This window comes from Acidovorax sp. IB03, from assembly GCF_016406015.1.
Classification (GTDB): Bacteria; Pseudomonadota; Gammaproteobacteria; order Burkholderiales; family Burkholderiaceae_C; genus Acidovorax; species Acidovorax temperans.
The window spans coordinates 1-14,530 of the sequence record NZ_JAEFCH010000040.1 but is presented as its reverse complement, the minus strand read 5'-3'; the positions used below and the strand labels follow the sequence as shown (position 1 = coordinate 14,530).

Sequence of the window (14,530 nt, the reverse complement as noted above, 5' to 3'; positions counted from 1 at the left end):
TGAATCAAGTAAGCCTGTCTCGCCCGCCCCGCCTTTCTCTATGACCCAGCGCCGCGACCTTTGCATGGACGTGCCTTCCTTTTCGCGCACCGCCGCCTTGCCATGAACGCCATTCTTGTTTTTGAGCAACTGCTCAACGGTGCGGGCTACGGGCTCATGCTGTTCCTGATTGCCGCCGGCCTGACCCTGGTCTTCGGCGTGATGGACGTGCTGAACCTGTCGCACGGCTCGCTGTTCATGGTGGGGGCGTACGTGGCTGCGCAGGTGCATGTGCAGTCGGGTTCGTTTGCGCTGGCGGTGGGTGTGGCGGTGGTGGTGACGGCCGCAGTGGCGGCGCTACTGGAAGTTACGCTCATGCGCCGCCTGTATGGGCGTGACCACCTGGCGCAGGTGCTGGCCACGTTTGGCGTCATTCTGGTGGCGGACGACGCGGTGAAGATGATCTGGGGCCCCTCGCCGGTGATGGCTTCCGCCCCGGCGGCGCTGGCCGGGCCTGTGGAGCTGTTTGCGGGCCTGCCATACCCTTCGTACCGGCTGCTGGTGCTGGGCGCCGGGGTGCTGGTGGCGCTGCTGCTGTACCTGCTGGTCAACCACAGCCGGGTGGGCATGCTGGTGCGCGCGGGCGCGTCCAACCGCTGGATGGCCGAGCTGATGGGTGTCCGCGTCACGCGCATCTTCAGTGGCATTTTTGTGCTGGGCGCAGCCCTGGCGGCACTGGCCGGAGCGCTCATGGGACCGCTGGTGGCTGTGCAGGTGGGCATGGGCGAGTCGATTTTGATTCCGGCGCTGGTGGTCATCGTCATTGGCGGCATTGGCTCGGTGCGCGGGGCCTTTGTGGCGGCGATGCTGGTGGGGCTGGTGGACACGATTGGCCGCGCCTTTTTGCCCCTGCTGCTGCGCGCGACGCTGCCCCCGGCCCTGGCGGCCGACCTGGGGCCGCTGTTTGCCGAGGTGTCCATGTACGCCCTGATGGCCGCCGTGCTGGCCTTTCGCCCTGCGGGGCTGTTTTCTGCGAAAGCCTGAGCCGTTTTTATGCAGGCGACCTTGTCTTCCTCGACTTCCCCCTCGCGCTGGAAAGCCGCCGCCTGGCCCCTGGCCATCCTGCTCGCGCTGGCCTTGTTTCCCCCGGTGGCTGCGGCGCTGGGGCTTGATTTCTACATCGGCTTTGTGCGCCGTGTGCTGGTGGTGGCGCTGGCTGCGGCCAGCCTGAACTTCATCATGGGCTTTGGCGGCATGGTGGCGCTGGGCCACGCGGGCTTCATGGGCGTGGGAGCCTATGCGGTGGTGCTGCTCAGCGATGCCGGGTTCGCCTCGGCCTGGGTCATGTGGCCTGCGGCAGCGCTGCTCGCGGCGTTTGCGGCGCTGGTCATTGGCTCGATTTCACTGCGCACCAAGGGCGTGTACTTCATCATGATCACGCTGGCGTTTGCGCAGATGCTGTACTTCGTCTTCGTGTCGCTGCGCAGCTATGGGGGTGACGATGGCTACACGCTGATGGCGCGGCCCGCGCTGGGCATGGGGCTGGAGATGGCTGATGAGGCAACGCTGTACTGGGTGGTGCTGGCCATCGTTGCCGCGCTGCTGTGGTGGCTGGACCGGGCCGCGGGTTCGCGCTTTGGCACCGCGCTGGTCGGCATTCGCGACAATGAAATCCGCATGCGGGCACTGGGCTACCCGGTGTACCTGCTGCAGCTCACGGCCTTTGTGGTGGCCGGGGCCATTGCCGGGCTGGCAGGTGCACTGCTGGCCACGGGGAACAGCTTTGTCAGCCCGTCGATGATGCACTGGACGCAGTCGGCCACGCTCATCGTCATGGTGATCATTGGCGGCCTGGGCCGCCGCTGGGGCGGGCCGGTGGGCGCGGCCGTGTGGCTGGCGCTGGAAGAGGCGCTCAAGCTGCACACCAGCCACTGGCACATGCCGCTGGGCCTGCTGTTGATTGCCACCGCCCTCTATGCCCCCAAGGGGCTGGCGGCGCTGAGTGACCTGTGGGCCAGGAGCAAGCCATGAGCCTTTTTCAGGTGCAAGGGTTGGTCAAGCGCTTTGGTGGCCTGCTGGCCACGGACCATGTGAGCCTCTCGGTAGAGCCGGGCGAAATCCACGCGCTCATTGGCCCCAACGGGGCGGGCAAGACCACGCTGGTGAACCAGATCTCGGGCCTGCTCGCACCAGACGCCGGGCGCATCGTCCTGGGCGGCCAAGACCTGACCCACCTGCCCATGCACCGGCGGGTGGCACTGGGCCTGTCGCGCTGCTTCCAGGTCACGCGCATTTTTCCAAACCAGAGCGTGCGCGACAACCTGGTACTGGCCGTGCAGGCGCATAGCGGCTCCAGCTTCCGGTTCTTGCAGCCCCGCGCTAGCGCGCATGGCTTGTACGAACGCGCTGAGCAACTGGCCGAGCGGGTGGGCCTGCAGCACCAGTTGAACGGACTGGCGGGCGCACTGCCGCATGGCGCCCAGCGCACGCTCGACGTCGCCCTGGCGCTGGCGGCCACGCCCAAGCTGTTGCTGCTGGACGAGCCCATGGCCGGCATGGGGCCTGACGAATCGCTGCAGATGGTGGAGCTGATCGACACCCTGCGACGCGACATGGCCGTGCTGCTCATCGAGCACGACATGGACGCCGTGTTCCGCCTGGCCGACCGCATCTCGGTGCTGGTGTATGGCCGCGTGCTGACCAGCGGCACCCCCGACGCCATTCGCAACAACGCCGAGGTGCAGGCCGTGTACCTGGGCACCGAAACGCTGGAGACCCCTGAATGAGCGTGCCACCGCCCTTGTTGAGTTGCCAGGGCCTGGAGGCCGGGTACGGCGCCAGCCAGGTGCTGTTCGGCATCCACCTGCAGATTGCTGCGGGCGAGGTGGTGTCGCTGCTGGGCCGCAACGGCATGGGCAAAAGCACCACCATCAAAGCGCTGGTGGGGGCGCTGCGGCCCACGGCAGGCAGCATCCACTTTGCCGGCCAGCCCACGGCGCGCTTGCCGTGCGATGCAATAGCCCGCATGGGCCTGGCGATCGTGCCCGAGGGGCGCCACGTGTTTCCCAACCTCACCGTGCGCGAGCACCTGGTGGCTTTTGCCGACCGGCGCAACGGCCTGAGCGATGTGTGGGACCTGGAGCGCATCTACGGCGTGTTCCCCCGCCTCAAAGAGCGGCAGCACCACCTGGGCAGCCAGCTCTCGGGCGGTGAGCAGCAGATGCTGGCCATTGGCCGCGCGCTGTCTACCAACCCGCGGCTGCTCATCCTCGACGAGGCCACCGAGGGGCTGGCCCCCGTGATCCGTGAGGAAATCTGGCGCTGCCTGGCCGCCCTGAAAGCCGCAGGCCAGACCATCTTGGTGGTGGACAAGTACGTGCACCGCCTCATGGACTTGGCCGACCGCCATCTCATCCTGGAACGCGGGCGGCTGGTGTGGGAAGGGGACTCTACCGCGCTCAATGCCGACCGCCGCCTGTGGGAGCGCTATTTGGCGGTGTGAGGCGCGGGGTGCTGTAGTTGATTTGCTATTAAATATATAGCTGGTGGCGCTTGTTTTATAAGCGCTGGAGCCACTTTTTATTCAAACTATTGCAGAGGCGCTGACAAGGCCCATCGCCTGCAGCCCGGCGCAATCGCTTGTACGATGTCTGCCGCCGCGGGTGGGCTCTTGCCCCGGTGTTTCTTCTTCCCCTGGGCGTTGCCTGCACCGCAAGTGGCGCCTGCCTTCGGAGTTTGTACCGCATGCAACACATCACACTGGGTCAGAGCGATCTGCGCGTGACCCCCATCTGCCTGGGCACTATGACGTTTGGCGAGCAGGTCAACGAGGCAGATTCCCACGCCATCCTCAGCCACTCGCTGGCGCGCGGCGTCAACTTCATCGACACGGCCGAGATGTATTCGGTGCCCGCACGGGCCGAGACTTTTGGCGCGACAGAAACCATCATCGGCAACTGGTTTGCCAAGAACCCCGGTGCCCGCCAAAAGCTGGTGCTGGCCACCAAGGTGGCTGGCCCTTCGCGTGGCATGCCCTGGGTGCGCGAAGGCAAGGGCATGACATCGGCGGACATCATTGCCTCGTGCGAAGGCAGCCTGCGCCGCCTGCAGACCGATGTGATCGACCTCTACCAGATCCACTGGCCTGAGCGCCATGTGCCCGCCTTTGGCACGCTGTACTACGACCCGGCCAAAGAAACTTCGCAAACACCCATCCATGAGCAGCTGGAAACATTGGCCAAGCTGGTGAAGGCGGGAAAGGTGCGCACCATCGGCCTGTCGAACGAGACACCTTATGGCGTGCACGAATTTGTGCGCCTGGCCGAGCAGCACGGCCTGCCGCGCGTGGCCACGGTGCAGAACCCCTATTGCCTCATCAACCGCACCTGGGAAAACGCACTCGACGAAACCTGTCACCGCCTGAATGTGTCGCTGCTGGCCTATTCGCCCCTGGGCTTTGGTTTGCTGACAGGCAAGTACGACGAGCACGCCCCCACCGACGCAGGGGCCCCCCAGGGCGCACGCATTTCCCGCTATGAATCGGTGCGCAAGCAGCGCTGGGGCCGCCCCGAGTCGTTGGCCGCCGCCCGCCGCTACAACCAGCTCGCGCGCGACAACGGCCTCACGCCCACGCAGATGGCGCTGGCGTTCTGCTACACCAAGTGGCAGGTGGCCAGCACCATCATCGGCGTGACATCGCTGGCGCAGCTGGACGAAGACCTGAACGCCTGGGGTACCACGCTGTCGCCAGAGGTGCTGCAGGCGATTGATGCGATTCGCTGGGAGATGCGCGACCCGGCGCTGTGACTCGGGCGCCGATGAGGCTCTATCAACGCAAAAGGGCAACCCTGGGGTTGCCCTTTTTGATGGCGCTAGCCAAGAAGATTCATTCGGTGGCCGAAGGTAAATGCGCCTCGCGATTCAGGCCGGGGATGGTTACCATCGAGAGTCACCCTGTTTTGCACCATGGCCAAGAGAGAACACGTTTCCGAAACCCCCGCCACCCAGTTGCTCAAGGCCCACAAGGTGGCCTACACCGAGCATCCTTACGAGTACCTGGAGCATGGCGGTGCCCAGCACAGCGCTGCGGTGCTGGGGCTCGACCCGTTCATGGTGGTCAAAACACTGATCATGCAGGACCAGGATGCCAAGCCGCTGGTGGTGCTGATGCACGGCAACCGCAAGGTGTCCACCAAAAACCTGGCCCGCCAGATTGGTGCCAAGTCGGTGGAGCCTTGTGCCCCCGAGGTGGCGAACCGCCACAGCGGATATTTGGTGGGGGGCACGTCTCCGTTCGGCACCCGACGTGACATGCCGGTTTACATCGAAGAGAGCATTCTGGGGTTGCCGCGCATCGCCATCAACGGCGGGCGCCGAGGCTTTCTGGTGCAGATCGACCCGCGCGTGTGCGTCGAGCTGCTGGGTGCACGGCCCGTGCAGTGCGCACTGGCAGAATAGCCGCCGCATGCGGGCGTGCCCGTACCGAATCTATCCAAGGAGTTGTTTTGACCGCCGTGTATCCCCTTTTAGCCACCGTGGCTGCCTACTTGCTGGGCTCGCTGTCGTTTGCAGTCATCGTCACCCGCGTGATGGGGCTCAGTGACCCACGTACTTACGGCAGCAAAAACCCTGGGGCAACCAATGTGCTGCGCTCGGGCAGCAAGGTCGCTGCTGTGGTGACTCTGCTGCTGGACGCCGTGAAGGGCTGGCTGCCCGTGGTGCTTGTGTACTGGTTTGGCAAGCCCTATGGCCTGGAAGAGGGAACCATCGCTCTGGTGGGTTTGGCCGCATTCCTGGGACATTTGTGGCCCGTGTTTTTCCGCTTTCAGGGCGGCAAGGGTGTTGCGACGGCCCTGGGAGTTCTGGTGGGTATCAATGCATGGCTGGGGTTGGCTACCGCCGTGACCTGGCTGCTGATCGCGGTGTTCTTTCGCTATTCCTCGCTGGCGTCACTGGTGGCAGCGGTATTTGCACCGGTGTTCTATCTGCTGGTGGATGGGGCTGTCTGGTATGCAGAGCAAAGCATTGCCGCAGCCATTGCCGTGATGGCCATGTTGCTGGTGTGGCGCCACCGCGAGAACATCAAGCGCTTGCTGGAAGGCAAGGAGTCCAAGCTGGGCAAGTCAAAGAAGTAGTCGGAAGGTCCGAGCACGCGGGCATCAGTGCGGCTGGCGCGCCTCAGTGCAGCCCCAGCGTGGCAGGCGTGGTGACCAGGCTGAGCATGCCGATGTTGTGCTGGGCGGCATACAACCCGAGCCGCACCATGGTGCGGTGGTTGAGTTCCACAGTCACCGCCGAGCGGGCCAGCGCAGACTGTATGCGTGGTCTGCCCTGGGCTGTTGGGTGCAGCAGGGGTTTGGCCTGGTGGTTGCCTGCCCCGTCCAGCAGGCTGGCCACCAGGGGGTGATTGGCCTTTTCGCTACGGCGCAAAACAATCGCCGTGTCACCGTTGTCGAGCTTCACGAAAGTGCCTGGTGGGCACAAGCCGATGGCCCGCACCAGTGCGTAGCTCACTTCGTCGTTCTGCTCCACCTCCTGTCCCACAATGGCTCGCACCGAATCGGTGGCGCTGCGCCCGGCTCGGGACTTGCGGGGGCTGATCATTGCAGCATACCGGTCGATGGTTCCGAGAATGCGTGTCAGTCGATCGGGGGGTGTCTGCGATTCCAGCGGTATCCGGTCTGAAATATGTGCATGGAGCTGACCCACCACGTCCAGCCACAAAGGGTCTGTGATGAACAGCCGCGCCAGCAGCGCCTGGCTTTGCAGGGGGTGATTTTGGATGGCTTCCTGCTGCTGCGGTGTCGGCTTTTCCCGCTGCTGCGCTAGCTGGTCTTGCAACGCGGTCATGCCGATGTTCATGGTCAGCGCTGCGCACACCAGGCTGTCTCGCTCTGCGGCTGGAAGCTTCAGCTCCTGGGCGAGGATGTGGCACAGCGTTGCACACACCAGAGCGTGTGAGGCGCTGTAGCTGGCTGTTGACGTGGCCGCCAGCTGAAACATCAGGTACAGCGCCGCGTCGTTGTCGTGGGCGACCAGATCCTGCAACCACACATCCAGCTGGCGAAGCTTTCCCGGGAAGTCGTGGATCAGCAAGGGTTTGGAGAGCAGCAGCGACAGCGCCGTTTCCAGGTCAGACCACAGGCTGAGCAAGTCTTCGTACTCGCCTTCGTGCTGCTTTGCCGCGGGCAGAGGGATGGCCATGTGGGGTCAGTTGCGCTTTTCCAGCACCAGCTGGTCATTGGTGCGGGTCATTTGGAAGGCGCCCAGCAAGCTATTGCCAAGCAGGACGTAAGGCATGCTTTGCGGTGTGACCACTGCCTCCACCCCGTACACCTCTACGTCACCGATCCTGACCGAATCCAGCCGAATCAGCCAGCCCTGGGCTACGCCATTGGCGGTGTTCATCTGCACCGGTTGGCCTTTGGTGTACTGCAGTCCCATGCGGTCGGCATCGGGCTTGCCAATGGCGACGGTGGAAGCCCCGGTGTCCACCATGTATTGCATGCGCGTGCCGTTGATCATGCCGGTGTTGATGAAATGGCCGCGCGCGTCCGCCATCAAGACAACCCGCCGACCTCCAGTCCGGCTACCCACGCTCACTGGGGCCTCCCCCAGCCGCAAGGAGCGTCGAGCCCCGTCTACCTCGACCAGGGCCTGCTCTTTCTCGACAGAGATCACTCGCACGCCCTGGTGGGTTTCGCCCACGGCAATACCACGCGGCGCACTGCCATTGACCACCAACAGTGCCTTGCTTCCAAGAATGCCTGCCAGTGCCACGGCCGTCTGTGCCTGAGCCGCCCCGGTGCCCAGTGCGGTCAGCAGCAGCGCTATGGCGTACGGGCGGGCGTGGTACAGCACGTTTCAATCTCCAGACAGTGAGGCTCTGCCAGCACGCCCAGAACGGCGAATCAATCGCGGAAGTTGTCGAAAGACAGCGGAACATCCGCCACGTCTTTGCGAATCAAGGCCATGGCGGCTTGCAAGTCGTCGCGTTTGGCTCCGGTCACGCGCACTTTGTCCTCTTGAATGGCGCCTTGAACCTTGAGTTTGCTCTCTTTGAGCAGTTTCTGAATCTTTTTGGCCAATTCGCTCTCGATGCCGTTGCGCACCTTGATGACCTGCTTGACCTTGTCGCCACCCATCTTCTGGACGTCGCCCTTGTCGAGGAAGCGCACGTCCACGTTGCGCTTGGTGAGTTTGTTGCGCAGTACGTCTTCAATTTGTGTGAGTTGGAACTCGGCATCACCGATCAGGGTGATTTCCTTGTCCTTGATCTCAATGCTGGCAGCGGTGCCTTTGAAGTCAAAGCGTGTGGAGATTTCCTTGACGGTGTTTTCCACGGCGTTTTTTACTTCTACGAGGTTGGCTTCACAAACGGTGTCAAAGGATGGCATAACGGGCTCTCACGGGCTAAGCAATACGGGAAGATCGCCAGGGCAGGGCCCAATGCGACAATCGTGGCAATGGTAGTCGAGAAAAACGTCCCTTTACAGCCTTGGAACACCTTCGGTATCGCAGCCCGTGCGTTGAATCTGGTTCGCATTCGCGAGGTGGCAGATCTGTTGCAAGCGCGTAGCGATCTCGCGCTGAGTCAAGCTCCTTTCTTTGTGTTGGGAGGCGGTAGCAACATTGTGCTGACGGGGGATGTCAAACCCACCGTGCTCAAGATGGAGATCAAGGGTTTTCGTCTGGTCGAGGAAACCGCCAAAGCCTGGATTGTCGAGGCTGGGGCTGGAGAGGCTTGGCACGACTGCGTGGCTTGGACGCTGCGCCAGGGTTACCCAGGTCTGGAAAACATGGCGCTGATTCCCGGAACGGTGGGCGCATCGCCAGTGCAAAACATCGGCGCCTATGGCGTGGAGCTGCAAGACCGATTCGAGTCGCTGGATGCGGTAGATATGGCCACCGGCCAGGTGTTCACCCTCACTGCGGAGCAATGCGCTTTTGGATACCGTGACTCAGTCTTCAAGCATGGCGCGCCTGTCACGCCCATTGAGCGGGAAGGCGTGCAGCCCTTGGGCTTGGCGGGCCGAGCGGTCATCACGCATGTGCGCTTTCGTTTGCCTCGGCCGTGGAAGCCCGAGTTGGGATATCTGGACCTGGAACGTCGGCGTGCCGAGGCGGGTATCGAGTCCCCCACGGCACAACAAATTTTCGATTGGGTGTGTGAAATCCGCCGTGCGAAGCTGCCTGACCCTGCGGTGCTGGGAAACGCCGGGAGTTTCTTCAAGAACCCCACGGTGACCCCCGAGCAATGCTCTGACATCATTGCCCGAGAGCCGCGAATTGTTCACTACCCCATGCCCGATGGCTCGGTCAAACTGGCGGCTGGGTGGCTGATCGATGCCTGCGGCTGGCGTGGCAAGACTATCGGCAAGGCAGGTGTCTATGAAAAACAGGCGCTGGTGCTCGTCAATCGCGGTACGGTGCAGGACAGCGTGACGGGAGGCGAAGTCATGACGCTGGCGAAGGCCATCCAGACCAGCGTGTACGAGCGTTTCGGCATTCGTTTGGAGCCCGAGCCCGTCGTGGTCTAGCCTGCGGTTGCGCTGGCATCTTTGGGCTGCTTGCTGTGCCTTGCCTGCACGGCCTCTACGTCGGTCAGTCCCATTCGCAAGCACAGCGCATGGGTCATCTCCCATGCATCGAGCAGTTGCTCAAGTGTGTTGCCTTCCGGTGGGTATTCCCCTTTTTCCAGGTGAAACGCCAGCGCCGCCAACTTTGAAAATCCAAGGTTCGAGGATGCGCCCTTGAACCCGTGGGCTGCTGCTTGCAATGTCTCTTGGGTGCCCTTTGCCATGGCCTGCAGCAAGGCGTCCAGACTACCGGACTCGTCGCTGAAGTAACCCTGCAGAAGTGAGCGGTAGCCTTGCACCGTCACTCCCACGCAAACTTCACCCACCATCACCATGTCAATGTGCGAAGTGACATCCCCGGATTTGAAGCGCCTGCGCGCAGTGCGTTTAGCTTGTGGCGGGGCGGTTGCCGGCTGCTGCGATGTCAGAGGCGTCGTGTTGCTCGTTGTTTCTTTGATGGTGGGCGCTGAAGGGGCTGGGAGGGTGTTATCTGTAGCTGGTGCAGCAAACATTTCTGACAGCAGCGATTGAATGGTGTCTACGCTCACTGGCTTGGCGATGAACGTCGTCATGCCTGCTTCAGTGGCTTTCTCACGGGTTTGTGCAAAGACATCGGCGGTCAATGCCACGATGGGCAAGGCCTTGTGTTGAGGCCATTGACGCAGTGTTCGGGTCGCCTCAAACCCATCCATGACGGGCATGTGCAAATCCATGAACACCAACTGAGGTGGTTTTTTCTGAACCTCAGCAACGGCTTGTTCGCCGTTTTCTGCGAATCGGGGCACATGCCCCATGCTGGATAGCAGTGCACCCATGTATTTGCGATTGACCATTTGATCATCCGCCACCAGGATATCCAGCCCAGCCAGCTCAGAAGTGGACGCCGCCGGAGTGCGAGGCTGGCCGAGTGAAACGGGCAGTTTCGGAGGCGCTGCCAATGCCAGAGGTAACGTCACCGTGAAGGTGCTGCCTTGGCCCAAAATGCTGTGCGCCTTGATGTCTCCACCCATTCTTCGCGCGAGGTTGCGGGATATTTCCAGTCCGAGCCCGGTGCCCCCAAAGCGCCGGGATGTACTTGCATCTCCTTGGGCGAAACGTTCAAAAAGCTTTGTGAGGGTTGCGTGATCCATACCAATTCCCTCATCCACCACGTCCAGGCGCAGAGGGTAGGTGTTAGCTTGGTCTGGAACGGCTTTTTCATCCCTGCCTACCTTGACGGCGACGGTGCCTGCATCGCTGAACTTGATCGCGTTGGTGACCAGATTCAAGAATATCTGCCGGAGCCGCGTTCCATCTGCTTCCACCCACGAGGGCAGGTCGTTCGTTAATTCCATAGCGAACCCCAAGCCTTTTTGCTGGGCGAGCGGTCGCATGAGCTTCTCAATGCCTTCCAGCAGAGGTGGCAAGTGAACCGGAACGGGATGAATGCTCATCTTTCCCGCCTCCATCGCCGAAACGTCCAAAATATCGTTCAGAAGCGATAGCAGGTGATCTGCCGAATGGCGGGCCGTGTGAACGTATTCCCTTTGGCTGGAATCCAGGTGAGTTCTCTCCAGCAAAGTGAGCATGCCCAGAACGCCGTTGAAGGGCGTGCGCAACTCATGGCTCATGTTTGCCAAAAACTGGCTCTTGCCCCTGTTCGCCTCCTCTGCTGCTGCATTAGCTGCCTGCAGACTTTCGGTTAGTCGTTGCAGAGCCTGGCGTTCTTTTTCCTGCCGGTATTGGCGCCATGCTAATGCTGCCGCAGCCAGCAGCAGGATGACCAATTGAGCCACGATCAACACCATGATGTGACCGCTTTGCGTCAACATGGTGGACTCCTGCTCCTCCAGCAAGGAGGAGACATGGCGATTGGCGGCCATGGTCAACTCCTGCACGTCAGGGCCGAGTCCGTTGAACTCTTCGACCAGTTGCTGAAATTCTTTTTGGCTGGGTGCCTTGTCACTGCCCAGCAACTGATCTATCCGAGTCACCAGCGCTTCGAGCCGCGGCATGGTCTCCATGTACGCGCGTTGCTCATGGAGGGCCGTGGTGCTGGGCGTGTCATGCATCACCTGAAAACGGCTAGCGAAGATATCGCTGCGCAAGCGAAGCTCGTTCAAGGGCTTAGGCACTTCGCTTTGTGCATGAAGTTCCAGGGCCTGCCTAAGACGTAAAAACTCCCGTTCTAGCTGGAATGCGAGCGCAGTGATGGAGTCACTTCGCAGATCACTGCTTTTGCGAATTGATCGCTGTTGCGTTACCTGCAGCGCCAAAAGCACCGCCATGGCCGCCGCCATGAATGTGGTGCCTAGCGCCAGCCATAAGAGGTAGCGCCGGTTGTTGCGACGGGCAGGCATGAAACTTTTATTCGACTTTGATGGACTTGAGCTGCCAGGCGGAGCGGCCATAGTATTTCGACGCCTTCAGTTCAGGCTTGGAATCGAAAGGATAGATGATGAAAAGCGGGCCCTTGGTGCGCACTGAAATCGCCATATCGTCGATCTTGTGAGCCACGATGACGTCGAACAGGTTCGCATCTTCGGCAGGAATGGTCGTTTTATAGTCATTCAGTGCCAATGCTGTCAGTGTTTTTCCGCTGGACTTCACTGCCGCCAGAACGTCACGCAGCAGTGGGCCGGTGAACTTGGTTGGCTTTTTGTCCCACGGGGTTTTCGTGACAAAAGTTTGTTGGGGAAGCTTTTGCAGCATCTCCAAGTCAAAAACCGCGACGTTGTCCCGGTTGGTTTCACCAATTTTTCCCGATATCGTCAGGATGACTTCGCCTGCAGGGGGTTGCAAGGCCCATGCGGGGGCGGTGACCAAGGTAAGGGCTGTGATCCGGGCGATCCAGCGGGATAGAAAAGAGATGATGTGCATAGATGACCTCTCATGAGAGGAAAAGTGATGGTGAATTCTATGTTAAAAATGATTTAAATGATTGTTTTGGTTAAAAAAGGCTCTGTCACCTGAACGTGTTGGTGTCCTCTGCCAGATGAGATTCGGCGTCTTCGCCTGAAACCCACGCCAGCGCTTGGCTCGCGGCTCGTCGACAGAATTTCATCAACACGAATAGGTGACAGAGCCTAAAAAAAAGCCGCCCCTGAGGACGGCTATAGGCAGCAATAAGGCCTAGCTTTTAATCTTTGCTGGCGGTCAGGGTGAGCAAATCGTTTTGCGATCCTGGCAGCAGCAAGCCGGCACGTGAGTAAACCCCGAGCTTGCCGCGGGTGTCGGAAATGTCCAGGTTACGCATCGTCAGTTGACCGATGCGGTCCAACGGAGAAAACGGAGCATCTTCCACCTTCTCCATCGACAGGCGTTCTGGCGCGTAGGTCAGGTTGGGGCTCTCGGTGTTGAGCAGGGAGTAATCGTTACCTCTGCGCAGTTCGAGCGTGACCGTACCCGTGATTGCTCGTGCAACCCAGCGCTGGGCTGTTTCGCGCAGCATGATGGCTTGGGGGTCGAACCAGCGGCCTTGGTAGAGCAGGCGCCCCAGTTTCAGGCCGTTCATGCGGTACTGCTCGATCGTGTCCTCGTTGTGGATGCCTGTGACCAGGCGTTCGTAGGCGATGTGCAACAAGGCCAAGCCTGGAGCTTCGTAAATTCCACGGCTCTTGGCTTCAATGATGCGGTTCTCGATCTGATCGCTCATGCCCAGTCCATGGCGGCCGCCGATGCGGTTGGCTTCAAGGATCAGTTCTACGGGATCAGAGAACTCGACGCCGTTCAGTGCCACGGGCTGGCCTTCTTCAAAACGCACGGAAACTTCCTCGCGCTTGACTTCAACCTCGTCCTTCCAGAAAGCGACACCCATGATGGGGTTCACAATGCGAATGCCGCTATTGAGGAATTCCAGATCCTTGGCTTCATGCGTGGCCCCCAGCATGTTGCTGTCGGTGCTGTAGGCTTTTTCGGCGCTCATCTTGTAACCAAAGCCTGCCTTGGTCATGAATGCAGACATTTCAGCACGGCCGCCAAGTTCATCGATGAACAACTGATCCAACCAGGGCTTGTAAATACGCAGCGATGGATTGGTCAAGAGGCCATAGCGGTAGAAACGCTCAATGTCGTTGCCCTTGAAGGTGGAGCCGTCGCCCCAGATGTTGACATCATCTTCCTTCATGGCCGCCACCAGCATGGTGCCTGTCACCGCACGACCCAGTGGGGTGGTATTGAAGTAGGTCAGCCCGCCAGTAGAGATGTGGAAGGCGCCAGCTTGCAGAGCCGCAATACCTTCATGTGCCAATTGCAGGCGGCAATCGATCAGGCGTGCCTGCTCGGCGCCGTATTCCATGGCTTTGCGGGGAATGGCTTCGTAATCGGGCTCGTCGGGCTGCCCCAGGTTGGCTGTGTAGGCGTAAGGTACCGCGCCTTTGAGCTTCATCCAGTGCAGGGCTGCACTGGTGTCCAGCCCGCCAGAGAATGCGATACCGACTTTTTGACCAATCGGAAGGTGTTGAAGAATGGTTGCCATGTAAGGAATCAGGTTCGATGAGAGGGGTTAGGCGAAGTGGCAAATGTAGTGATACGACTCGGTCACCCGAATGTCGAATTTCGAGTTGCCAGGAATGCTGAATTTTTCGCCAGGAGTGGATTTCACCCAGTTATCGGTGCCATCCAGCTTGTACTCGCATGAGCCCGCAACACATTCCATGATTTCTGCTGCGCCTGTATTGAAAGTCAGGGTCGAAGGCAAGATCACGCCCACGGACTTCTTCGTGCCATCTGCCAGCGTAATGCCGTGGCTCACGCATTTACCGTCAAAGTACACATTGGCTTGGGTGTTGACGGTCACACCGTCGAGAGTTTGGGTGGTCATGGTCGTGAGCAAGTGAGGACAACTTTCGATTTTAGGGCAGTCAATCCATGTAACGACGGTTGATGCGACGCTGAGGTGTGAAAGGTGTCTGCCGAATGAGAAAAGCCCCACAAAGGGCAATGCCAGTCAGTTAAGAGCTGACTGGCATTTTTTTCGTTGGGAATTTGGAAGC

The 14,530-nt window shown here is 60.6% G+C and carries 15 protein-coding genes; 8 read left to right on the top strand and 7 right to left on the bottom strand.

Features of this window, described 5'->3' with window-relative positions; genetic code table 11:
- Window positions 1-102: 102 nt before the first annotated feature.
- The 7 genes from IHV84_RS17125 (at window position 103) to plsY (ending at window position 6,113) form a co-directional block, all read left to right on the top strand.
- Complete coding sequence (locus IHV84_RS17125) at window positions 103-1,023, top strand: branched-chain amino acid ABC transporter permease (RefSeq protein ID WP_198847759.1); 921 nt, start codon at window positions 103-105, stop codon at window positions 1,021-1,023.
- A 21-nt stretch (window positions 1,024-1,044) separates the two neighbouring features.
- Entirely contained in the window at window positions 1,045-2,010 is a 966-nt protein-coding gene (locus IHV84_RS17120; protein ID WP_233100097.1) for a branched-chain amino acid ABC transporter permease, read from the top strand.
- A complete protein-coding gene (locus IHV84_RS17115) occupies window positions 2,007-2,765 on the top strand; it encodes an ABC transporter ATP-binding protein (protein ID WP_198847757.1) in 759 nt (252 codons plus the stop codon). The genes IHV84_RS17120 and IHV84_RS17115 overlap by 4 nt, the downstream gene beginning before the upstream one ends.
- Complete coding sequence (locus IHV84_RS17110) at window positions 2,762-3,481, top strand: ABC transporter ATP-binding protein (RefSeq protein WP_198847756.1); 720 nt, start codon at window positions 2,762-2,764, stop codon at window positions 3,479-3,481. Before IHV84_RS17115 ends, IHV84_RS17110 begins: the two co-directional genes overlap by 4 nt.
- Before the next feature lie 242 nt (window positions 3,482-3,723).
- The gene (locus tag IHV84_RS17105) at window positions 3,724-4,785 is read left to right on the top strand and encodes an aldo/keto reductase (protein WP_198847755.1); all 1,062 of its coding nucleotides are present in this window, start codon (window positions 3,724-3,726) and stop codon (window positions 4,783-4,785) included.
- A gap of 159 nt (window positions 4,786-4,944) precedes the next feature.
- Window positions 4,945-5,436, top strand: coding sequence for an aminoacyl-tRNA deacylase (locus tag IHV84_RS17100; protein ID WP_044395447.1), 492 nt, complete (start codon window positions 4,945-4,947; stop codon window positions 5,434-5,436).
- Between the two features lie 47 nt (window positions 5,437-5,483).
- Window positions 5,484-6,113, top strand: a complete 630-nt coding sequence (gene plsY / locus IHV84_RS17095) for a glycerol-3-phosphate 1-O-acyltransferase PlsY (RefSeq protein ID WP_198847754.1) — start codon at window positions 5,484-5,486, stop codon at window positions 6,111-6,113.
- Window positions 6,114-6,156: 43 nt separating this feature from the next.
- Here plsY and IHV84_RS17090 read toward each other — a convergent pair whose 3' ends face one another.
- The 3 genes from IHV84_RS17090 to IHV84_RS17080 are packed head-to-tail and all read right to left on the bottom strand — an operon-like array spanning window position 6,157 to window position 8,375.
- Complete coding sequence (locus IHV84_RS17090) at window positions 6,157-7,182, bottom strand: HD-GYP domain-containing protein (protein WP_198847753.1); 1,026 nt, start codon at window positions 7,180-7,182, stop codon at window positions 6,157-6,159.
- Window positions 7,183-7,188: 6 nt separating this feature from the next.
- Window positions 7,189-7,836: a TIGR02281 family clan AA aspartic protease gene (locus IHV84_RS17085; protein WP_198847778.1), complete on the bottom strand. Its 648-nt coding sequence runs from the start codon at window positions 7,834-7,836 to the stop codon at window positions 7,189-7,191.
- A gap of 53 nt (window positions 7,837-7,889) precedes the next feature.
- The gene (locus tag IHV84_RS17080; protein WP_044395451.1) at window positions 7,890-8,375 is read right to left on the bottom strand and encodes a YajQ family cyclic di-GMP-binding protein; all 486 of its coding nucleotides are present in this window, start codon (window positions 8,373-8,375) and stop codon (window positions 7,890-7,892) included.
- 69 nt (window positions 8,376-8,444) lie between these two features.
- Here IHV84_RS17080 and murB point away from each other — a divergent pair, with 69 nt between their 5' ends.
- Window positions 8,445-9,518 (top strand): UDP-N-acetylmuramate dehydrogenase, encoded by a 1,074-nt coding sequence (gene murB / locus IHV84_RS17075; RefSeq protein ID WP_198847752.1) that lies wholly within the window; start codon window positions 8,445-8,447, stop codon window positions 9,516-9,518.
- Here murB and IHV84_RS17070 read toward each other — a convergent pair.
- The 4 genes from IHV84_RS17070 to IHV84_RS17055 form a co-directional block, all read right to left on the bottom strand.
- A complete protein-coding gene (locus IHV84_RS17070; protein WP_198847751.1) occupies window positions 9,515-11,896 on the bottom strand; it encodes an ATP-binding protein in 2,382 nt (793 codons plus the stop codon). The genes murB and IHV84_RS17070 overlap by 4 nt on opposite strands.
- 7 nt (window positions 11,897-11,903) lie before the next feature.
- The gene (locus tag IHV84_RS17065; protein ID WP_066695622.1) at window positions 11,904-12,416 is read right to left on the bottom strand and encodes a hypothetical protein; all 513 of its coding nucleotides are present in this window, start codon (window positions 12,414-12,416) and stop codon (window positions 11,904-11,906) included.
- 259 nt (window positions 12,417-12,675) lie between these two features.
- Entirely contained in the window at window positions 12,676-14,013 is a 1,338-nt protein-coding gene (argG, locus tag IHV84_RS17060) for an argininosuccinate synthase (protein ID WP_066692268.1), read from the bottom strand.
- Between the two features lie 27 nt (window positions 14,014-14,040).
- Complete coding sequence (locus tag IHV84_RS17055; RefSeq protein WP_198847750.1) at window positions 14,041-14,358, bottom strand: pyrimidine/purine nucleoside phosphorylase; 318 nt, start codon at window positions 14,356-14,358, stop codon at window positions 14,041-14,043.
- Window positions 14,359-14,530 lie beyond the last annotated feature (172 nt).